Below are 22,228 nucleotides of genomic sequence, written 5' to 3'. Positions count from 1 at the left end.
GTTTAAAGGTTGACTGTGTCAAAAAAGGTAGGATAAAGTCCTACCTTTATTTTTGTTGTTTTGTTGGGTATCGATTAGTCTTGTAACGGATAAGAGGGTGAAAATGGGTCTAACAATTCAATCAATCGGCGTTCATAGCACTGCCCGCGCCAAATAAAATGTACTTTTGCGTCGCTAAAGGGTTTATCATCAAACCACAAAAATACCCCTTCCATCATTTTTGGCCAGTCATCCCAGCTAATTTCACCCACGCCCATCATCACCGCTAAGAACGCTGATAACAGCGTATCATGACTAACCGCCAGTAATAAATGCCCGTGTTTTGGCTGATGCTGAAATAAAAGCGCTAATAAATCCAAACCGCCTTTATGTGGTGCTTTAATCCCTGCCATGTCGCCCGCCAAAAAACGATTGATAAAATTGAGCGCACCAATTTGTTTGAATACCTTACTCACTTCTTCATGGTCAACCACCAAACTACCCGGCTCTACCAACAGCGATTGGTGCGACACATTTCTAGAGATGCCAGCACCTGCTTGCATTAAAACTGCGGTATCAATACAACGTTGTATCGGGCTACTAATGCTGTCTACATCCATTGAGTAATCTAAGTTGGCAGCCAACCAACGTCCCCAAGATTCCGCCAACACTCTGCCTTTTGGTGTTAGTGGCAGAGCATAACTGGCAAAGCCATTCTTATCTGACATCTCGCGTAATGAATGGCGAGTAAATAGGATTAATCGCTCATGTTTCGGCAGTAGCTTGACCGAGTCAATCATACTGGGTGGTAAATGAGCAGGCATGGTGTTGATTGAATTAGACATTTAAATACGCATTCCTTATATCTTTTTATCTTTGCACCATAAATTGATACTACAAACTGATGAGGTCAAAAAATTTAAGCGATTAAATGGGATGTTACTGTGAAAACGCATCAATCATACCATGACTTCAATGACTTTGTGCCAGTCAAAAACTATCCCCGTACTACTGATTTCATTGGGGTAGGCTCTGGGATTGACAATGACACGTGTATGACCTTGCTGATAATCAAATGCTTCATGGGTATGTCCATGCAGCCAAATATCAGGCGCAAAATCGCTCTTCAACCATTCGCTCAAATCAACGACAAATCCCGCATTACTGGGAAAATTGGCATATTTTGGCGCGATAGATAATGGGCTGATGCTGTGATGTGTCATGACCACAGTGGGCATAGCATCTTTTTGGCTTTGTTTTAAGGCATTTTGCAACCATGCCCTCTGCTGCTCATGAATAGATACAGTATCTTGGGGCGTTAACAGTCGGTTATCATAATAAATCTCGCGATAATCGCGCATAAACTGCTGAGCAATCTCCAACGTATTATCTTGTGGTTGATATTGATAATCCGTCCAAAGCGTTGTACCAATAATTCTGACACCCATAAATTCAAAGCTCGCGCATTGTAAAAAATGCACTTGCGTATCTTGCGTCAATGCCTTTATTTGGGCATCTAACTCAAGAATATTATGACCAAAATACTCATGATTGCCCACAATCACAAAAATTGGTTTCTCAAGTCGCTTTGATTCGCCGATGAGCCATTCGATGCCCAAAAGCCCATTGGACGTGTCGCCCGCTACTAAAATAGCATCGGCATTTGTGTAAGGGATTTTACCAATGGGCAAATCCCTTTTTGCATAGCTATCAATATGTAAATCACTTAACACTTGAAAACGTACTGGCATACATGACTCGAAATGGATTATTTTAACGTATCCAAGATATAGTGCAGTTTGGCGGTGGGATTCGCTGCCGCCGTGATTGACCGCCCAATCACCAAATAATCAGACCCATTTGCTATAGCATCTTTGGGCGTGCAAATGCGGGTTTGGTCATTACTGGCATCTTCTGGCAGCCTGATACCTGGCGTGACTAACAGAAAATCCTTGCCGCAAAGCTGTTTAAGCATATTGGCTTCTTGCGCAGAGCAAACTACCCCATCAAGCCCTGACTGCTGCGTCAATAATGCTAGTCGCTTAACATGACTCTCTACCGAGTCGGTGATGCCCACTTCAGCCAAATCTTGCTGTGACATAGAGGTCAGCACCGTCACCGCAATCACTAAGGTTTGGTAGTGTTGCGCTGATAAACGCGCTTTCACCGTTTGCATGGCGGTACGCCCCGAACTGGCATGTACATTGACCATCCACACCCCCAAATCAGCCGCTGCTAAGACCGCCTGCGCGGTGGTGTTGGGGATATCATGAAATTTTAAATCCAAAAACACCTCAAAATCACGCTGATGTAAGGATGTCACTAAGCTACTACCATATTTGGTAAACAGCTCTTTACCAACTTTTAATCGGCACAAGGTAGGGTCTAACTTATCCGCCAAGCTTAATGCCTGACGGTCATCCATGTTATCCAATGCCACAATAATGGGTGACTTGATGGCTGATTTGATGAGTGATGTTGCTTGCGGTACTGCCACTTGATTCATAACAAACTGACTCTTTTTTTTAACATGATAGTATGGATTGCTTATCGTACGGGTGGTAAATTAGGGTTGGCTGCGGTAGGTGCAATCGTTGCATTGCTAGTTTGCGCTAAATGCTGTTCATAATTATGCTGCGTTTGCATCAATTTTTCTTGGGTTTGCTTTAACTCTTTAGATAAACGCTGATTTTCCAGTTTCATTTGTAACACACGAAATAAAATCACACCTATCAATAGCCCCGCAATGACCCCTAAAACAATGCTAATAATCAGCAGTAGCCCCAAACTCATTTGTGGTACTTGGCTAAACAGTAAATTTACTTCGACTTGGTTGTTATTCACCAATACCAGCATCAATGAATAACCAACGACCACGAACAACAAAATCGCTAACAGATAACGCATATTTTTCTCCTTGGTTATTTTAATTAATCTACATTTTTGAATGCCACTATTATTACAGATAATTCAAAAAAAAGAGTGGATTTTTTGTCCACTCTTTTTGATCAATCATATATTAAACCATAGCGTAAGTTCAACAACGTTAAATGACTCAAAAACCGCAACTAACGATGATGATTGACTGCCTCTCGCAATGCTTTGCCAGGTTTAAAATGGGGTATCGCCGTTGCTTTTACGGTAACTTTTTCGCCTGTTTTAGGGTTGCGCGCCACACGTGGCTCACGATGATGTAAACTAAAACTACCAAAACCGCGTACTTCGACACGTCCGTTTTGAGATAAGGTATCAACCATCAAATCAATGATTTGCTTGGTGGCATCCTCAATGGTTTTTTCTGGTATATTCTCACATTCACTTGATAATCTAGTGATCAAATCAGATTTGTTTAACACTTTTTCCATACTACCCCTAACACGCTAAACGTAACTGTCATAGTCTAAATTATAGAATGATTGTTTTAAAAACTTCGTTACAGCCCAATTTCATCTAACAATCTATTAACAATTCTAATAATGAAAAATTACATTTCATTACTTTTCTTCGCATATTATAACAAAATCGCACTAAATTCGTCGGCTTTTTTTAGACTAAATCTTTCATTTTGTTACCTAAAAGGTAAAAATAAAAAAAGCGACTAAGTTAGCCGCTTTTTTTATTGCTCGCAAAACCGATTATTGGTTTTGTTGTTGCTCTTTGATTAAGTCACCAATGGTTTTTGGTTGGGTATCAGCTGCTGCATTTGAACTTAATGCTTTGATAGCATCACGTTGCTCTGCTTCGTCTTTTGCACGAACTGATAGGTTGATACCGCGAGTTTTGCGGTCAACGCTGATAATTTTTGCTTCAACTTCATCACCGACATTAAGTACAGTGGTCGCATCGTCTACTTTGTCTTGTTGGATTTCTGAAGCACGTAAGTAGCCTTCTACATCGTCAGCCAGTTTTACTTTAGCGCCTTTGGCATCAACGTCAGTCACTACCCCTTTCACTACCGCACCACGATCATTTGATACTAGGTATTCATTGAATGGGTCGCTGTTAAGTTGTTTGATACCCAAGCTGATACGGTTAGCTTCTGCATCTACAGACAAGATGACCGCTTCAACGGTATCACCTTTATTGTAGTTACGAATCGCTTCTTCACCGCTTTCAGTCCAAGAAAGGTCTGATAAGTGAACTAGACCATCAATACCACCTTCTAAACCGATAAAGATACCAAAGTCAGTGATTGATTTGATAGTACCAGATACTTTGTCACCTTTTTGGTGGTTCTTATCAAACTCTTCCCATGGGTTTGGCATGGTTTGTTTGATACCTAAGCTGATACGACGACGGTCTTCATCAATATCAAGGATTTGAACCATGATCTCGTCACCGATTTGTACCACTTTTGAAGGATGGATGTTTTTGTTGGTATGATCCATTTCAGAAACGTGTACTAAGCCTTCGATACCATCAGCGATTTCAGCAAAACAACCATAATCAGTCAGGTTAGTTACACGTGCTTTAACGTTAGTACCTTTTGGATAGTTGTTAAGAACGTCTTGCCATGGGTCAGTGCCTAGTTGTTTTAGACCTAAGCTGACACGGTTACGTTCACGGTCAAATTTTAATACTTTAACTTTTAATTCTTGACCCACTTCAACCACTTCTGATGGGTGCTTGATACGGCGCCATGCCATATCTGTGATGTGTAATAGACCATCGATACCACCTAGGTCTACGAATGCACCGTAATCAGTTAAGTTTTTCACCACGCCGACCACTTCTTGACCTTCTTCAAGGTTAGATAGTAGTGCTTCGCGCTCTGCTGAGTTTTCAGATTCCATCACAGCGCGGCGGCTAACAACGACGTTGTTGCGTTTTTGATCCAGTTTGATGACTTTAAATTCTAGCTCTTTGCCTTCTAAGTGCGCAGTATCGCGTACTGGGCGAGTGTCCACCAATGAACCTGGTAAGAACGCACGTACTGAACCGATATCAACTGTGAAACCACCTTTAACTTTACCAGAGATAAGACCGGTTACGATCTCATTGTTTTCGTAAAGTTTTTCAAGTACGTTCCAAGTTTCAGCACGTTTTGCTTTTTCACGTGACAATAGGGTTTGACCCATGCCATTGTCAACCGCATCTACAACGACTTGAACTTGGTCGCCAACTGCTACTTCAAGCTCGCCTTGTTCATTCAAAAATTCTGAACGCGCAACGATACCTTCTGATTTTAGACCCGTATCTACGGTAATCCAGTCGCTATCAATCGCAACTACTTGACCAGAGATAACTGCACCGCGTTCTACGTCAAGTACTTGGCTTGCTTCAAACAGTTCAGCAAATGATTCCATCATAAAATTTACCTTTGTATAGCCGTAGCCTGTCCAGCACAGTACGGTTCAAATTAAGATTTTTTATAAACATAAGGCTGGTTTTAGTGCCTATAAAAAATCGATAAAACTTTTAAAAACTGTTAGTTAAAAAATAGTTAGTTAATTGTCAAACCGCGCTCAACACACAGTTGCCAAACTTGGTTAAACACTTGCTCAGCATCGATCGCTGAGCTATCAATCACTATCGCATCATCGGCAGGCTTAGCCGGTGAGGCACTGCGTGTACTATCACGCTCATCACGGGCAATAATTTGTGCCAAAATTTCGTCAAAATCTGCCTGTTTGCCAGCATGGGTTAACTGACTGACTCGGCGCTCGGCTCGTGCCTCAGAGGATGCGACCAGATAAACTTTCAGCGCCGCATCGGGAAAAACCACTGTGCCCATATCACGCCCGTCTGCAATCAAACCCTTTTTTGGGTTGCCTTGCGACGTTGCCATATTTTTTTGTAACTCTAATAGCGCTTGACGCACCTTCGGGAATACCGCGACTTTTGATGCAAAGTTACCCACTTCTTCGGTGCGAATCACTTCGCTCACATCGTTGGCATTCACGAGCACTGTCACATGCTCAGAACCCGCTTTTGCGGCTGCAAACTCAATTTTTAACGATTGGGTTAAATCAGCTAGCGCAGTTTCATCAATGTTGTCCGTTAACAAACCCGCTTGGTGGGCTGCAAGCCCCACAATCCGATACAGCGCTCCTGAATCCAAAATTTGATAATCCAGCAGCTTTGCCAGTCTTGCCGTCAATGTACCTTTACCTGCACCACTTGAACCATCAATGGTGATGACGGGCAGGCTTGCGGTTAGATCAAAAGACGGTTGCGTTAACGTTTGTGACATGCCATTCTTAGGAACAAAGCAAAAATAGTCGTATATTTTACGCCTGAAAGCTATTTTATACAAGTAATTTGACACAAGGATTGACTAAATTGCATTTCATTTTCTACCAATAGAAAAATACGCAAAAAAGGGACTAAACATGAGAAAGGCATCAAGACGCAGAGTGATGATTAACCATTGAGCGATAGAAGAAAAAAAGCTAGCGACTTACAGGATTAAGCATAAGCTCACCTTTAACAATCGCTGGCTTTTAACAATCACCGGCTAAAACTGCCAGAGCTTCCGGAGTTTCAATAATTTATAGCGTGAAGGTGGGTTTATCTGAGCTGATATGACCTGCTAACAGGCGGTCGACTTCGTTTTTGATGCGTAAACCTGCTTCATCTTTGCCAAGCTGTAACGCATAGCCTGCGGGGCGCTGGGCTTGTGCGCGGTGGTTGACCCACACCACTTTACCATGTAGCGGCATTCTCTCACTCGAATTTGGCAAAGTAATTGCCACAAAGGTTTGACTGCCTAGTTGTTGCTGCTGGTTAGTAGGAATAAATAACGCACCGTTTTCAATAAAAGGCAAATAGCTAGCATACAATTTTTCGATCGTATCATAGTTAATGGTGGTGATACCGCCACGAGATGGCATTGCCATAATCACTATTCCTTTTACTAACGCATGGGGTTACCAACGCATGGTGAATGATAAGTAATATAGATAATTGGGTAATATAGATACTTGAGTAAATTAGCAATCAAGCATGGTACTAAAAATTTTATCATAGCATAACTTATCTTGGATATGTTGCTGTCTATCTTGCCAGATTTGATCGATGACCTGTTGTAACTGGCTAATTTGCTTTAATGTGGGTGGTGGCTGCAGCTTGCCAAAATCTAAGTCATTGGATGACGCTGAAATACCGGCGGCAAATTGCCCCAATGGTATTAACAAAGCTTGCGACAAGTACAAAAAGTCCGTCAATGTCAGCGTTTTTTGCCAATAGTTGCTGGCTTGTACAGGCGTACGTTGCCCACTACGAACCGCTTGAAAGCTGTTTATCCAAGTTTGGCGGTGTTGATACCATTCGCTGTTTAACATTTGCAGTGCCAAAAAAGGCGCATAACCAGACAATTCACTCACTTGTTTTAGCGTTGCAGTATCGGTATTGGGCATTAATTGCTGCATCACTTGCATTGATTGAGCGGGGGTGATATGGCTCACTGAAAATGCCTGTAGCCGCGAGCGAATCGTTGGCAGTAGCTGCGAAGGACTATCGCTAATTAACAGCATCAGCACATTTTCGGCAGGCTCTTCTAATGTCTTAAGAAGCGCGTTACTGGCTGCTAGAGTCATCGCATCCGCTTGGTGAATAACCACAATTCTTAATCCGCCACCCGATTGCGTGACAAACGGCTGTAATTCCCGAATTTCGTCAATCTTGATGCTATAACTTGACTGATGGGTTGGGGCTTGCGCCACAAGAGCATTGTTTACTTTAGGTTTGGGCGACGCGTCACGCGCCACGGTGGGTGTGGGAATTTGATAAAGATCGGGGTGGGTATTGGCAATCAGCCATTGGCAACTTTGGCATTGCCCACAGGCAGTTGTGACACCTTGTACATTGTCCCGTTGATTCTCACACAATGCCCATGCGACAAACCGATACACAAAAGCACGTTTACCAGTCCCCGCATTGCCTGCAAACAACATCGCGTGCGGCAAGGCGTCTATATGGGTGGTCAAATACTGCCAAGTTGCCTGTTGCCACGGCAGTAAATCCATAAACAGCCACTGCTGTATCACCTGTTGGCTCACGGGATCTGGATAGTAGTATTGGGTTATCTCATTGGGTGTTGATTCGGTATTGGGTTGTTTGGGGCTTTTTGCTTGGGTAGTTATAGTCGATGCCATAGAAAAAAATCAGTCAACAGAGTAACTATAGTATAATCGCTGCGTCTAGATAATCAATTAGGATAATCCGTTAGGTTGTTTTCTCGAATACATAAATGCGGTAACACGTAGCGTTATTTTATCCCTTACTGTCTTTAAACCTTGGCCCATAAGATTTTTGTTGCAAATAAATGATGGATTTTTTCTGATGAGTCGATTAAATTTTCATCTTAAGATATCTATTTTCGTATTTTTTCTTATAGTTGTGATTCACCCTATTTAAAAAAACGATTCAATTTTCTGTTTACTTCGAGGTTAGTTTGACGAATTTATCGCAACCTAATAATCAAGATACGTTACCCAATGCCCAACATCATTATGATGCGGCGGATATGGCAGACCAATTAAAGGTGATGCCAACCTTAGAAGCGCGTTTAACTACTATTTTAAACGAAATTAATGCGCTGCGTGATTTTCCGCAAGTTGCGCTATTTAAACAACTGCTAGATACCCTGCGTAACCGTGCAAATGATGCTACGACCGCCAATGAACAGATGGCACTATTCGTTCGACTATTGCGCGGCAATCGTGTGTGGGCAGAAGGGTTTTGTGTGTTTATGCTTACCTTGATTAGTCGTTATCGTCAGGTGTCGCTATACACGGATTTGGGTATCTTGTCAGACGCTGGCTTTACTTCGCAATTTTTTGACTTGGTCGGTGAAAAGCTATTACCCTCTGTACCCGATGACCGCGATTTGATTGGGTTATTTAATGCGTTTTTTGCCACTCCAAAAACCCGCTACTGGGTGCGCTTAATCCATGAGCGCTGGTGGATTGAACTGATACTTATTCTTAAAGTACCCCCAGGCAAAGAAGCATTGGTGCAAGCGCTTGAAGCCAATGTGCTCAAAGCCATTACTATTTTAACGGCGCGTATCAACGGCATCGGGCTCAATGCCGATTTAATAAAGGCGTTTCCCAATCCGATTGACAATCAAGATACTTTCATTGCACTGAACCGCGAAGTCGCTGAATTTGTCAGTCAATACCAGCTCAGCATGCAGCCAGGGGATGAACAAGCGATGCCCCAGCCTGAGGTGGATAGCAGTCAAATTTTAGTGTTGACCGACCAGGCCCGCACTATGATGCAAAACATCCGTCGCCGTATACATCGAACGGGTATTACTGTGCGTACCACCAATATGTTGGTGCGCCTTGAGCAGAGCCTGCAGCGTCTTGAATTGTTGGTGTCACTGCTATCTGACAACGATCATATCAAGAAAAAAACCATCATAGAGCTCATTAACACGTTGTATGAAGATTCATACCACCGCAGTAGTTTTAGATATTTATTTGGCATCAATACCGCGCTCTTGTCGCGCCGTGTGACTGAGACTGCCAGTAAGGTCGGCGAGCATTATATCAGTACCGATAAAGCGGGCTATCGCCGTATGTATAAAAAAGCAGCATTGGGTGGTCTACTCATCGGCTTTATGGCAACCCTTAAAATCCTAGGGAAATCCTTACCGCTGGCACCCTTTGGCGTGGCTTTTTTAAACAGTATGATTTACGGTCTTGGCTTTGTGGCGATTCATATCATTGGCGGTACAGTGGCGACCAAACAGCCTGCCATGACGGCTGCCGCGATTGCTTCAACCATCTCAGAGGTAAAAGGACGCAAAGCGGCACGATTTACCAAATTGACAGAATTGGTCGTTGATATCATGCGCACCCAGTTTATTGCCATTATGGGTAATATTTCAATTGCAATGCCCATTGCGCTACTGATTTCATCCCTGTGGTTGTATGGGTTGGGTCATCCGTTAACATCGACAGCTACCGCCGAGCACTTGCTGCATGATCTCAACCCGTTTACCTCGCTGGCTATCTTTCATGCCGCGATTGCTGGGGTGTATTTGTATATTTCAGGGTTGATTGCAGGCTATTATGATAATCTTGCGGTACACAACAAAATTGGCGAGCGTATCCGCAACCAGCCTACCCTCAAACAGATGATGACACCTATAACGTTATTGCGTTTTAGCGATTTTATTGAGCGCAATCTGGGTGCGATTATGAGTAACTTTTTATTCGGTTGCTTTTTGGGTAGTACGGCGACAATTGGCTATATTTTTGGCTTACCGCTCGATATTCGCCACATTGCCTTTGCATCTGCCAACTTTATTCATGGGATTTTTAACATTTATGCCAACACGGGCGAGTTTCCAGAAATCGGTATTATTTTGGTCAGTCTATTTGGGGTGATGGTCATCGGTATGATTAACTTGTTGGTGAGTTTTTCACTCGCGTTAATAACCGCCCTACGCGCGCGTGATGTGAAAGTCTTTGAGTGGAAATTCTTATTTGAATTGGTCGCCTCGCATTTGATGACCCAACCCTCTGACTTTTTCATCCCGCGTAAACAGCCGATGAACTATGCGCTCATCGATAGCGATGGTAATATTATCTATGATGATAAACCGATTGCAAACGATGGTAAAAATAACAAGGGACATAAAACTGCCCTGACATCACAGCCAGAAGAACATCCGCATGCTACTACGCCCCATATCGACAATATCAGTCATACGGAAAAACTGACCGATGAAGAAATTGCAGAGAAAAAACAGGCAATTAAAGAAAAAGTGGTGCAAAAGGCGGTCGACAATATCACCCCAAATGACACGGCAAGCAAGCTACCCAAATAACCGATTAAATACTGTATGTTAAACACTGCAGACGTTAGAAACACAGAACGACTGTAAAAATACGCACCACTGTAAAAACATGATGCATTTTTTAAGAGATACAAGTTTGGAAGACAGAATTTTGAAAGATACAAGTTTGAAAAATACAATGAACCAGCCTGCAACTTCAATGAGTCCGACTCAATTGGCGCATCGATTAAATGAGCTGTTAAAAATTAATGAATTCCAAGATTATTGTCCCAATGGTCTGCAAGTGGATGGTGGACAGCCGATACAGCACATCCTCACCGGTGTCACAGCCTCTGAGGCATTGATTGAACAAGCGATTGCGCACAATGCCCAAGCGATTTTGGTGCATCATGGCTATTTTTGGAAAGGGGAACCTGCGCCGTTAATTGGCATGAAAGGCAAGCGTATTCGTTTGTTGATGCAACACGGTATTTCCTTACTGGCTTATCATTTACCGTTAGACGCCCATCCCCAATTGGGCAATAACGCCCAATTGGCGCTAGCGTTGGGCTGGAGTGATTTGTCGCCGCTATACCCTGACGAAAAACACCCGATTGGTAATATCGTGGATTTAGCAGCGCCGTTGTCGATTGCAGCTCTCACCAACAAACTATCGTCTACCTTAAGCCGTCCGCCCTTACATCTATCCGGGGGTAATCAAGTCATTTCGCGCATCGGTCTGTGTACGGGTGGCGCACAGGATATGATTGAGCAAGCGGCACAAATGGGTTGTCAAGCCTATATCTCCGGTGAAGTGTCAGAGCGAACCACTCACATAGCCCGTGAGCTAGGTATTGATTATTTTGCTTGTGGACATCATGCCACTGAGCGAGGTGGTGTGCTTGCATTGGGGGATTATGTCAAAGAAAATCTTGCTTTGACCGTTGATTTTGTCGATATCGATAATCCCGCCTAAAATTGGGCAATTTATTGACTAATTATTACCCGTTAATTGCATTTTAGCGGGTTTTTTACGCTTTTTATCATAAATTTGCCTTTCGTTACGTTCAAAAACATGACGCGTAACTTTAATTTCAATACAATACCCCCATTGTTTTATATAACTAACTGTATTGCCATGCAGTAAATATTGTTATTGTTTATTTATTTTATGCGTGCCATACGTTACCCTACGTTAAATTCTGTCTATAAATGCTTGGGCTTATTAAACAATTTTTAATTTGCCAGTACTTACAAAAATTTTAACCCTTTTACGGGTTGTACTTGATTATTATTTATTTCGATAGTTTTCTACGATGGATAGGGAGTTATCACCGTCCTAGGTATAAGGGGAGCCAACCTGTTTGGCTCTTTTTTTAGCGTTAAGTTAATAACGACCTATTTTGGATGGAAGCTTTTTTGGTGAGATTTAGGATAGAGTTAGATAGTTAGAAGCCATGTACTTATTTGGCTTGGCTGATTAGTACTTAGTGAATTAGTACTTAGTTAACTGGTGCTTGGTTTAACGGGTACTAGGTTTAACTATCGATTCGGTTCTTAGTTTCATAAAATGTTTTCATTTGGCATAGTTGTTTTTTATTAATTTAACGTATCTAACGTATGTGCACCGTGGAGTGACACATGCCGCTAAACTCATCATTTGAGTATTGTGATGATTTGGCTTTGACCTATCCTGCGTCGATTTCGATGTCGGTCAAAGCATTTTTAAGCCCTTTAACTTTATACCCGTTTCAACACCCTTTATTACGCTTTAGTAAATACGCGACCCAATTTAAACGCTTGCAATTCTTCCCTATTCAATTCAAACCTTGTTTGGGTGGGGAGATGTCGCCAAAAATTGCCCAGTCTCATGTGCCAGCGGTGCCTAGCCATGTTCAAAATTTGGGGCAACTACCTAATCCGTCCGCTCGGCTCATTGATCGCTTTATCAAGCCGTTAAAATGGTTGGGCGCCAGTAAAAAGCTGGCAGCTGTGATGGGGATTGGTTTGCCCTTAGCTTATGTTGCCACCCAGGCGGGTATTACTGACAAAGTCGACAATGTTCATACTTTTGCCTCACCTACTAGCGTGGTTGCGACACCAAAAATGGCGACCTTTGATAGTATCCTGTCTCAAAAGCAGCTACGTATTGCCACCGTCAATGGTAATACCACCTATTTTGCTCAAGATGGTTTTGAGCACGGCTTTGGCTATGATGTCATGCGCCATTATGCCAAGCGATTGGATGTCACCCTGAGCACCCAAGTGTTTGCCACTGATGCGGACGCGATGGCGGCTGTCAAAACAGGCAAAGCCGATGTCGCCTTGACCAATGGGTCGGATTACCAAAACGCCACCGCCACTGCGTTATCATCGCTGAGTCTAAGCTGTGACAAAGATTATTTATCAAAGCAGGGTCTCAATGAACATGTTGCCATACAGCTAAACCCCAATGATATCAAACTCAACAATGATGTAAAAAACTTCCTTTGTGGCGGTCAATCGCTCACCCGTAATCAACATTTAGCGGCGTTTTATAGTCAAACACCATTGGCAGAGCCGTTTAATCAACAACATTTTGCCGATACCATGACACGCGTGTTGCCCATCTATGAGCCATCTTTTAAGCAGACAGCAAACAAATACCGTCTTGATTGGGAACTGCTTGTGGCAATGGGGTACCAAGAATCGCATCTCGATGCAGAAGCCACTTCGCCAACGGGTGTGCGCGGTATCATGATGTTAACCAATGCCACTGCCAATGCGATGGGCGTTGATAATAGGACTGACCCGACGCAGAGCATCCAAGGCGGCGCTAAGTATCTCAGTCAGCTGCAACATGAATTTGCCCAAGTACCAGCATCGGATCGGGTATGGTTTACCCTAGCGGCTTACAATATGGGTCCCCAAGCGATTAAAGATATCCAGCAGATTTTGCAAAAGCGCGGTATTGATGGCAACAATTGGGCAGCCGTGTATCAGTATTTGAAAGTCAATAGTCAAAGCAATAGCCGTTACGTGCAATGCTTAGATTACGTCACCCATATTCGCAGTTATTTGGAGGCGTTAAAATTAGACAAAGTCAATCATCGTCAATTGACTTGATGAGTGTGTGTATAAAAAACGGCAAATTTTCAAAAAAGAATGGTTTAACGCCATTCTTTTTTTTATGCTATCACTTTGTGGTTTTTAAAAATTACTGACTTATTGTTAACATTACCAACCTAAGGATACCACGTGACCCAGCTCCAGAATCAGCCCCACACTCAATCAAGCACTCAGCCTGTTTATGCCAACCAATACCGTATTTATTTGGAAGATACCGATGCAGGCGGGATTGTATATCACGCCAATCATTTAAAGCTGTTTGAGCGTTGTCGCCGTGATTGGTTACGTGCCTTGGGAATGACCAGTTATTTTTATCAAGCGCATTCAGCCGAGGCTGTGAGTCAGGACGTTACTCACCAGAGCGATAGTGGCAAACCTGATATCCAATTTGTAGTGAACCAAGCCAACATCCGTTATGTGCGTCCGATTCTGCTTGATAGCGAAGTCACCGTTGTGATTGAGACGGCAGACTGTAAATCTGCGTCATTACAGCTTGAGCAGCGGATTTATGATAGCCATCAGCAGCTGTTAAGCCAAGCGGAGATAAGTATTGTATGCGTGGCTACTAGTAAAGATGAAAAAGGGCAAACCCAAGTTCGCCCTACCCGTTTGCCCAAAGCGTTTGTACAGCTGCTGCAGCTCGCTCGGTAACTTTAGGGTCATTTTGCTTTACAAGTTTGACAGATAACTTGCTCATCTTCTAGGCGGTATGCCATCATACTGCCGCCCCATACACACCCTGCATCCGTGGCTCTGGCATTTGCCAAATCTACTTTGGCTTTTAGCGCCGCCCAATGACCAAATAAAATTTTGCGTTCGCGCGGCACTTGCCATTCAAACCACGGACGAAACCCCTCTGGCATTTTATCATCCAGACTGGATTTAAAACTAAACTCTAGCGTGCCATCCATTTTACACAGGCGCATACGGGTAAAATAATTGCAAATCGCCCGCATACGTGCATAGCCTGTCAGCATATTTGACCAAGGAACAGCGGTATCGCTATACAGGTTTGGCAGCAGTCTATCGAGTTGCCATAAGCTACTTTGTAATTGAGTTTGCAATTCTGATGCATGCATGGCTGCTTGGGTGATACTCCAGTTTGGCGGGATGCCTGCATGCACCATCACGGTTTTATCATTGGGATAGACAAGCAGCGGCTGGCGACGAAGCCAGTTGAGTAATTCATCACAATCTGGGGCGTCAAAAATCGCTTGGGTTCTATCCTTTTTTTTGATCTTTATGACACCACGCCATACCGCGATTAAGTTAATATCATGATTGCCCAACACCATTTCGGCAGCCCCGGCTTGGCAAAGACGTTTTACCAAACGCAGCGCGCTCAGCGAGTCTTCACCGCGTGCCACGATATCGCCGACAAACCATAATTTATCTTGCTTTTCATCAAACCCAATCTGCTTGAGCAGTGCCTGCAAATCGGCATAACAGCCTTGAATATCGCCAATGACAAATTGATGTCGAAAACCCATAACACCTCATATATCTTCAAAGTAAAATTTTAAACAGCTACAAAAAAATTAACCATTTGCCTCAATGCCGTTTGCCGCGATGCCATTAGACAAGGTCACAAAATCTTGTACTGATAACGTTTCGGGACGCGCCAGTGGATTAAGTCCCCATGCCACAAGCTGGGGTTCTGTGACCGCAGGCAAAATCGGCGACTTTTTAAAAATCGCGCGCAGTGTTTTACGGCGATGATTAAATGCCTCACGCACCACAAGGGCAAACAGCTTTTCATCGTCAGCCACAATCGGTTTTTGTTGATAAGGTCTGAGTCGAAATACCGCACTCGTCACTTTGGGTGGGGGGTTGAATGCCCCATTTGGCACCGTCAGTAAATAATCAGTTTCACAATAATACTGCATCATGATGGATAAACGACCATATTCTCGGCTATCTACATCTGCGGTGATGCGATCCACCACTTCTTTTTGTAGCATAAAATGCATGTCTTCAATGACATCGGCAAAACTTAATAAATGAAACAATAACGGCGTAGAAATATTGTATGGCAAGTTACCGACAATGCGCATTTTCTTGTCGGTGGTAGCATTAGGGTTATCGCCAATGATTTGCTGGAATAGCGCACGGTAATCCACTTCCATGGCATTGGCTTTGACAATGGTTAAGCCCTCATTGCTATTGGCGCCAATGCGAATGCGCAGGCTGTCTGCCAAATCGGTATCAAGCTCGACAACAGTCAAGCGATTGACTTCCTTGAGTAGCGGCTCAGTAATCGCGCCCATGCCTGGACCAATTTCAACCATCAAATCATCGCGATCTGCATGAATACTGTCAATAATTCTCCCAATAATCACCTGATCATGTAAGAAATTTTGCCCAAAACGTTTTCTAGGCTGATGCGATAAAAAAGCAGAGACCGTCACTCAAAACATTCCTATAAAAATGAAATAATTATCAATGTTGCGCAGTATACGATAATCTTCACCGTCATCAGACACAAATCATTATTAAACCGCTCATTATAGCATAGCTTGACGCTCCATTATGACAATTTCATGACAACTCGTGACTATTGCAATAGGATAGCAATAGCATGGCAGGAATCTGCACCATCGCTCAATTTGAATTTTTGTAGTTTATATCATGCTACAAATTTTTGATTGTTCAATTTTTTGATGCGTCAATCGCCTGTCGAATTCTGATGACTAAGTTGTTATAATGCAACAAATTTAACTAACCCTTTATTTAGTGAGCATTGTATGGGCTTTAATTGTGGTATCGTCGGACTGCCAAATGTTGGTAAATCAACCCTGTTTAACGCATTGACCAAAGCTGGGATTGCGGCAGAAAACTTCCCGTTTTGTACCAAAGATCCCAATACTGGGATTGTACCTGTACCCGACCCACGTCTCAAACAACTTGCCGATATCGTCAAACCTGAGCGCGTTGTGCCCACCTCAATGGAATTTGTGGATATTGCCGGTCTAGTGGCAGGCGCCTCCAAAGGCGAAGGCATGGGTAATCAGTTCTTAGCCAATATCCGTGAAACCGATGCGATTGCCCATGTGGTGCGCTGCTTTGATGATGACAACGTGATTCACGTCGATGGACGCGTCAACCCATTATCCGATATCGAAACCATCAACACCGAACTTGCGCTAGCTGACCTTGAAGCAGTGAGCCGTGCGATTATCAATGTCGGTAAAAAAGCCAAAGGCGGTGATAAAGACGCCAAAGCCATGCTAGATGTGTTTAACAAAATTGAGCCATTTTTAGCCGATGGTAAGCCGGCGCGCATGGCAAATCTGGATGAGGATGAGAAAAAAATCATCCGCAGCTATGGTTTAATCACCCTAAAACCCACCATGTATATTGCCAACGTGAGCGAGGATGGCTTTGACAACAATCCTTATCTTGACCAAGTACGGGAATTTGCGGCAAAAGATGATGCGTTGGTCGTCGCGCTATGCAACCAAATCGAATCAGAAATCGCCCAACTGGATGACGATGAAAAACAAGAGTTTTTAGAAAGTATGGGTATGACTGAGGCAGGGCTTGACCGTGTGATTCGCGCAGGTTATGAGCTGCTTAATATGCAAACGTATTTTACTGCAGGGGTCAAAGAAGTGCGCGCTTGGACGGTCAAAGTCGGTGCGACTGCCCCTGAAGCAGCAGGCGTGATTCATACCGACTTTGAGCGTGGTTTTATCCGTGCCGAAGTGATTGCGTTTGATGATTTTATTGAATACAACGGTGAAAAAGGCGCGGCAGCGGCAGGTAAATCTCGCCTCGAAGGTAAAACCTACATCGTGCAAGATGGCGATGTGATGCACTTTAGATTTAATGTCTAAATTTTGCACTGATATGCCGATTCATACAAATAGGCAATTTTAGTTGCCTATTTTTTGCAAGTTTATTTTTTAAAAATGCTTGACTTGTATTGCAAGTCACTATCTTAATCCCTATAATATGCGTTCGTAATTTTGAGAGCCCTCGTTTCCCAGACACTCACTCTCAACTATTAACTCAAAAAGGTTTTTAAACATGAAAACTATCAGTGCTAAACCACATGAAGTGACACACGATTGGTACATCGTCGACGCTGAAGGTAAAACATTAGGTCGCTTGGCGAGCGAAATCGCATCACGCTTACGTGGCAAGCATAAGCCTTCTTACACCCCTCACGTTGACACAGGCGATTATATCGTTGTGATTAATGCTGAGAAAGTTGCCGTGACTGGTAAAAAAGCGCAAGACAAAAAATACTACCGTCACACCGGTTACCCAGGTGGTATCAGAGAGACTAACTTTACCAAACTTATCGCACACAAACCCGCTGATGTACTTAACAAAGCGGTTAAAGGTATGTTGCCAAAAGGTCCATTGGGCTATGCGATGATTAAAAAGTTAAAAGTTTACTCAGGTACTGAGCATCCTCATACTGCTCAACAACCTCAAGTATTAGATATCTAAGGAGTAACACATGGAACGCAATTACGGTACAGGTCGTCGTAAAACTTCAACAGCTCGTGTGTTCTTATCTGCGGGTACAGGTAATATCGTCGTCAACGGTAAACCACTTGATCAATACTTTGGTCGTGAAACATCAGTAATGGTTGTTCGTCAACCTTTAGAATTACTGGATGCTGCTAGCAAATATGATATTTATGTGACTGTAAAAGGTGGCGGTATCAATGGTCAAGCGGGCGCGATTCGCCACGGTATTACCCGTGCATTGATCGAGTCAGACGAAACCTTAAAACCAGCGCTTAAAGAAGCGGGCTTTGTGACTCGTGACGCGCGTGAAGTTGAACGTAAAAAATTGGGCTTACGTAAAGCACGTAAACGTCCCCAATTCTCAAAACGTTAATATTTTTCGTGGTCGAAATTCTCGTATCGACCGCGTTTTTTGGCGTTTACAAAAAAGACTCTTGTTTACTGCAAGGGTCTTTTTTATTTACCTTAGGTAATTTATTTTATTGCAAAAATAGCATAAAATAGCAAAATTAGCGTAATTTAGGCACAGCTAAGGTGGCAATTCTGTAACAACTGATTTACAATAGCCACAAACCCAGTGTGGGAATATGGTTACCCACTTCATTAATCTGGAGGAGTTCTTAATGAGCCATGCCGAAGGCGTCGACGTTAAGCGTCGAAGAGTTTTAATCGCATCCACTGCCGCTATGGGCGCAGTCGGTGTCGCTGCTATTGCTACGCCGTTTGTGCGTTCATGGTATCCAAGTGCAAAAGCAGAAGCTGCGGGCGCACCTGTTAGCCAAGACCTAAGCAAACTCGAAGCAGGACAAATGATTGTTATCAAATATCGTGGTAAACCAATTTATCTTGTCAAACGTACCAAAGAGATGATGGATAATTTATCAAAAGTAGAATCATCACTTGCCGATCCAAAATCAGAAGGTTCATTACAACCTGACTACTGCAAAAATAATAGCCGCTCAAAAGACAATAGTGAAGTTCTAGTGTGTGAAGGGGTTTGTACTCACTTAGGTTGTGCACCAGGTTATCGTCCTGATGTCGGCGCAGCAGATTTGGGTGGCAGCAGTTGGGTTGGCGGATTTTTATGCCCCTGTCACGGTTCAAAGTATGACTTAGCTGGACGTGTTTTTAAGGGTCAACCTGCGCCTCGTAATTTGCCAGTTCCTGAGTATAGCATCAGCGGTACTATCTTAACGGTGGGGGCATAATATGAGTGCAAAGAAATTTATGCATTGGGTGGATGCGCGCTTTCCAGCGACAGAAACTTATGAATACCATATGTCAAAGTATTACGCACCAAAGAATTTCAACTTTTGGTACTTCTTTGGCGTATTATCAATGGTGGTATTGGTCAATCAGTTAGTGACGGGTATTTGGCTCACCATGATGTTCAACCCAAGTGCAGAAGGCGCATTTGCTTCTGTAGAATACATTATGCGTGATGTACAAGGTGGTTGGTTAATCCGTTATATGCACTCCACTGGTGCCTCGGCATTCTTCGTGGTCGTGTATCTGCATATGTTCCGTGGCTTGTTGTATGGTTCATACCAAAAACCCCGTGAACTGGTTTGGCTCATCGGTATGGGTATCTATCTGTGCTTAATGGCAGAAGGTTTCTTCGGTTACTTATTACCTTGGGGTAATATGTCTTTCTGGGGTGCGCAGGTTATTTTAAATTTACCAGCCGCGATTCCATTTATTGGTGATGCATTGGGAGAATGGGTAAAAGGTGACTATATCATCTCTGGTATTACCCTAAACCGCTTCTTCGCCTTGCACGTTGTTGCGATTCCTTTGATTTTAGTGGGTCTGGTATTTGTTCACTTGGTAGCATTGCACCATGTTGGTTCTAATAACCCAGATGGTATCGATATCAAAAAACTTAAAGATAAAAATGGTGTACCTCTTGATGGTGTGGCTTTCCACCCATACTACACCGTACATGATATGATTGGTATCGTGGTATTCTTTATCGTTTTCTTTACCGTGGTATTCTTCTTCCCAGAAGGCGGCGGTTTCTTCCTTGAGCCACCAAACTTTGAAGCAGCAAACCCACTTAAAACACCTGCTCACATTGCCCCTGTTTGGTACTATACGCCTTTTTATGCGATGTTACGTGCAACCCCATCTATGTTTGGTTCAGCCCTGCCGGGTGTTATTGTGATGGCAGCATCAATTGCTATTTTATTTGTATTGCCTTGGTTAGACAAATCGCCTGTGCGTTCAATGCGTTATAAAGGTATTTTGTCAAAAATTGCGCTTGCTATCTTTGTTGTTAGTTTCTTGATCTTAGGCTACTTAGGGGTAATTCCATCAAGTGATACCGCAACGATTGTGGCACGTATTTGTACTATTTTGTATTTCTTGTTTTTCTTGCTAATGCCAATCTATACATCGATTGAAACTTGCAAACAGCCACCTGAACGTGTAACTGGAGGTCACTAATGAAAGCGGTTAAAAAATTAGTTGCTGGATTGGGTTTGACAGTTGCATTAGGTTTGGGCGCGACAGCCGCACAAGCTAGCGAAGGCGGCTGTGGCACTTATAAAACAGTTGATGGTAAAGAAGCGCATTTGGCGTGTGAAACCGCCCCTGTGGATTTGACTAATAAAGCGTCTATTCAACGTGGTGCCTCATTATTCATGAGTTACTGTGCAGGCTGTCACTCAGCACAGTATGTTCGCTACTCAAAAATGTACAAAGACTTGGACATTCCAAAAGAGTTGGTGGAAAAATACTTGATGCTGACCACTGACCAAGTCGGTGACCATATCAATGCAGGCGTAGACCCAGAGCTTCAAAAGGCTTGGTTTGGTGCACAGCCACCTGACTTGTCACTTGAAACCCGTCTACGTGGTAATGATTGGGTTTATACGTACTTGTTAGCCTTCTATGAAGATCCAAGTCGTCCTTGGGGTGCCAACAATATCGTACTGCCGAATGTTGCCATGCCGTTCGTCCTTCATGATATGCAAATGAATACCTCAAAAGAAGAATATCGTCGTAACATTGGTGATATCGTCAACTTTATGGCGTGGATGGCAGAGCCGCAAGCGCACCAACGTAAAGTATATGGTTTTTGGGTCATTTTATTCTTACTTGCGTTATTAATTCCAGTGTACTTACTCAATAAAGAATTTTGGAAAGACGTTAAATAAGGGTTGATACAAAAAAAGGTAGCTTAGGCTGCCTTTTTTTATGCGCATTTATTGCTTGGTTGATACGATAACTTTGACAGTTATTGCTAATTCAGTCATTTTAAGCTAGGCTTACCCTTTACGCTGATACAGCTTATTATTTTTAACTATGTTGACCCCTACTTCGAACACCCCATTGATTTATGCCGATGATGGCTACCTAAGTCACCAATTAAGACTGGTTTTACTTGAGAAAAAAATAGAATTTACTGAGACGAACATTCGTGATGATGAGGATTTTGCCGAAGATTTACCTGATATCAATCCTTACAACACGCTACCGGTATTCATTCATCGTGAATTGATTTTATATAACAATCGCATTATTTTTGAATACCTTGAAGAGCGCTATCATCAGAACAAACTGCTACCTGAAAATCCGATTGAAAAGGCACAATACCGTCAATTATGGTGGCGCATTGAGAAAGATTGGGTTAAATTAGCAGATACGCTATTGACCCATAAGGATACCTTAGATGTCAATCAAGCAAAGATTGCAAGAAAGCAACTGACTGAATCTCTTGTTACCATAGCGCCGCTGTTTGCCCATAAAGCTTTTTTTCTTTCAGATACCATGGGTGTATGTGATTGTATTTTGTCATCGATTTTATATCGCTTAAAACCCATGGGTATTGAATTGCCGCTGCACCTGTGCCGTCCTTTATATCAATATATGGAGCGGATGTTTAATCGCCCAACCTTTAAAACTAGTTTAAAATAGTAATCATTA

Annotated in this window: 22 protein-coding genes; 11 read left to right on the top strand and 11 right to left on the bottom strand. The window is 42.9% G+C overall.

Translation table 11 applies throughout. The annotated features are described in order from the left end of the window. Positions 1-74: 74 nt before the first annotated feature. The 9 genes from H9W84_RS03940 to H9W84_RS03900 form a co-directional block, all read right to left on the bottom strand. Positions 75-824 carry a histidine phosphatase family protein gene (locus H9W84_RS03940; RefSeq protein WP_239741798.1) on the bottom strand — a complete coding sequence of 250 codons (750 nt, stop codon included), beginning with the start codon at positions 822-824 and terminating at the stop codon, positions 75-77. A 114-nt stretch (positions 825-938) separates the two neighbouring features. Beyond that, positions 939-1,730, bottom strand: coding sequence for a metallophosphoesterase (locus tag H9W84_RS03935; protein WP_239741796.1), 792 nt, complete (start codon positions 1,728-1,730; stop codon positions 939-941). Positions 1,731-1,747: 17 nt separating this feature from the next. Next, positions 1,748-2,449, bottom strand: a complete 702-nt coding sequence (pyrF, locus tag H9W84_RS03930; RefSeq protein ID WP_239743637.1) for an orotidine-5'-phosphate decarboxylase — start codon at positions 2,447-2,449, stop codon at positions 1,748-1,750. Positions 2,450-2,526: 77 nt separating this feature from the next. After that, positions 2,527-2,886, bottom strand: a complete 360-nt coding sequence (locus H9W84_RS03925) for a lipopolysaccharide assembly protein LapA domain-containing protein (RefSeq protein ID WP_007116364.1) — start codon at positions 2,884-2,886, stop codon at positions 2,527-2,529. A 161-nt stretch (positions 2,887-3,047) separates the two neighbouring features. Next, a complete protein-coding gene (locus tag H9W84_RS03920; RefSeq protein ID WP_036603685.1) occupies positions 3,048-3,344 on the bottom strand; it encodes an integration host factor subunit beta in 297 nt (98 codons plus the stop codon). A gap of 270 nt (positions 3,345-3,614) precedes the next feature. Next, a complete protein-coding gene (rpsA, locus tag H9W84_RS03915; RefSeq protein WP_239743634.1) occupies positions 3,615-5,285 on the bottom strand; it encodes a 30S ribosomal protein S1 in 1,671 nt (556 codons plus the stop codon). Positions 5,286-5,422: 137 nt separating this feature from the next. Beyond that, entirely contained in the window at positions 5,423-6,172 is a 750-nt protein-coding gene (gene cmk, locus H9W84_RS03910) for a (d)CMP kinase (protein ID WP_239741794.1), read from the bottom strand. A gap of 298 nt (positions 6,173-6,470) precedes the next feature. Further along, a complete protein-coding gene (locus H9W84_RS03905; RefSeq protein ID WP_007116499.1) occupies positions 6,471-6,818 on the bottom strand; it encodes a PilZ domain-containing protein in 348 nt (115 codons plus the stop codon). Positions 6,819-6,911: 93 nt separating this feature from the next. Continuing rightward, on the bottom strand, positions 6,912-8,075 hold the full coding sequence (locus H9W84_RS03900) for a DNA polymerase III subunit delta' (protein ID WP_239741792.1): 1,164 nt from the start codon (positions 8,073-8,075) through the stop codon (positions 6,912-6,914). Between the two features lie 299 nt (positions 8,076-8,374). Between H9W84_RS03900 and H9W84_RS03895 the strand changes: the two genes are divergently transcribed. From H9W84_RS03895 to H9W84_RS03880, 4 genes are all read left to right on the top strand, one after another. Then, positions 8,375-10,762, top strand: a complete 2,388-nt coding sequence (locus tag H9W84_RS03895) for a site-specific recombinase (RefSeq protein WP_239741789.1) — start codon at positions 8,375-8,377, stop codon at positions 10,760-10,762. Positions 10,763-10,910: 148 nt separating this feature from the next. Next, positions 10,911-11,687: a Nif3-like dinuclear metal center hexameric protein gene (locus tag H9W84_RS03890; protein WP_420846644.1), complete on the top strand. Its 777-nt coding sequence runs from the start codon at positions 10,911-10,913 to the stop codon at positions 11,685-11,687. A gap of 665 nt (positions 11,688-12,352) precedes the next feature. Further along, complete coding sequence (locus H9W84_RS03885) at positions 12,353-13,816, top strand: transglycosylase SLT domain-containing protein (protein WP_239741787.1); 1,464 nt, start codon at positions 12,353-12,355, stop codon at positions 13,814-13,816. A 132-nt stretch (positions 13,817-13,948) separates the two neighbouring features. Continuing rightward, positions 13,949-14,470 carry a thioesterase family protein gene (locus H9W84_RS03880; protein WP_239741784.1) on the top strand — a complete coding sequence of 174 codons (522 nt, stop codon included), beginning with the start codon at positions 13,949-13,951 and terminating at the stop codon, positions 14,468-14,470. Between the two features lie 8 nt (positions 14,471-14,478). Here the strand turns inward: H9W84_RS03880 and H9W84_RS03875 are convergent, their stop codons facing one another. Further along, entirely contained in the window at positions 14,479-15,309 is an 831-nt protein-coding gene (locus H9W84_RS03875) for a symmetrical bis(5'-nucleosyl)-tetraphosphatase (RefSeq protein ID WP_239741782.1), read from the bottom strand. 48 nt (positions 15,310-15,357) lie between these two features. Continuing rightward, positions 15,358-16,227 (bottom strand): 16S rRNA (adenine(1518)-N(6)/adenine(1519)-N(6))-dimethyltransferase RsmA, encoded by an 870-nt coding sequence (gene rsmA, locus H9W84_RS03870; RefSeq protein WP_239741780.1) that lies wholly within the window; start codon positions 16,225-16,227, stop codon positions 15,358-15,360. 336 nt (positions 16,228-16,563) lie between these two features. On the opposite strand from rsmA, the gene ychF reads away from it, so the two are divergent. From ychF to H9W84_RS03835, 7 genes are all read left to right on the top strand, one after another. Then, positions 16,564-17,655 (top strand): redox-regulated ATPase YchF, encoded by a 1,092-nt coding sequence (gene ychF, locus H9W84_RS03865; protein ID WP_062334373.1) that lies wholly within the window; start codon positions 16,564-16,566, stop codon positions 17,653-17,655. 193 nt (positions 17,656-17,848) lie between these two features. After that, positions 17,849-18,277, top strand: coding sequence for a 50S ribosomal protein L13 (gene rplM, locus H9W84_RS03860; RefSeq protein WP_007116509.1), 429 nt, complete (start codon positions 17,849-17,851; stop codon positions 18,275-18,277). A gap of 10 nt (positions 18,278-18,287) precedes the next feature. Further along, a complete protein-coding gene (rpsI, locus tag H9W84_RS03855) occupies positions 18,288-18,674 on the top strand; it encodes a 30S ribosomal protein S9 (protein WP_007116510.1) in 387 nt (128 codons plus the stop codon). Positions 18,675-18,924: 250 nt separating this feature from the next. Then, complete coding sequence (gene petA / locus H9W84_RS03850) at positions 18,925-19,509, top strand: ubiquinol-cytochrome c reductase iron-sulfur subunit (RefSeq protein ID WP_007116512.1); 585 nt, start codon at positions 18,925-18,927, stop codon at positions 19,507-19,509. Positions 19,510-19,528: 19 nt separating this feature from the next. Next, positions 19,529-20,746, top strand: a complete 1,218-nt coding sequence (locus H9W84_RS03845) for a cytochrome b (protein ID WP_239743629.1) — start codon at positions 19,529-19,531, stop codon at positions 20,744-20,746. Beyond that, positions 20,746-21,459 carry a cytochrome c1 gene (locus tag H9W84_RS03840; protein WP_007116514.1) on the top strand — a complete coding sequence of 238 codons (714 nt, stop codon included), beginning with the start codon at positions 20,746-20,748 and terminating at the stop codon, positions 21,457-21,459. The genes H9W84_RS03845 and H9W84_RS03840 overlap by 1 nt, the downstream gene beginning before the upstream one ends. A gap of 148 nt (positions 21,460-21,607) precedes the next feature. Next, positions 21,608-22,219 (top strand): glutathione S-transferase N-terminal domain-containing protein, encoded by a 612-nt coding sequence (locus H9W84_RS03835; RefSeq protein WP_239741778.1) that lies wholly within the window; start codon positions 21,608-21,610, stop codon positions 22,217-22,219. The last annotated feature ends 9 nt before the right edge of the window (positions 22,220-22,228 follow it).

The sequence above is a fragment of the Moraxella tetraodonis genome, from assembly GCF_022359095.1.
GTDB lineage: Bacteria > Pseudomonadota > Gammaproteobacteria > Pseudomonadales > Moraxellaceae > Faucicola > Faucicola tetraodonis.
The sequence above is the reverse complement of the archived record's forward strand: the minus strand, read 5'-3'. Positions and strand labels throughout refer to the sequence as shown.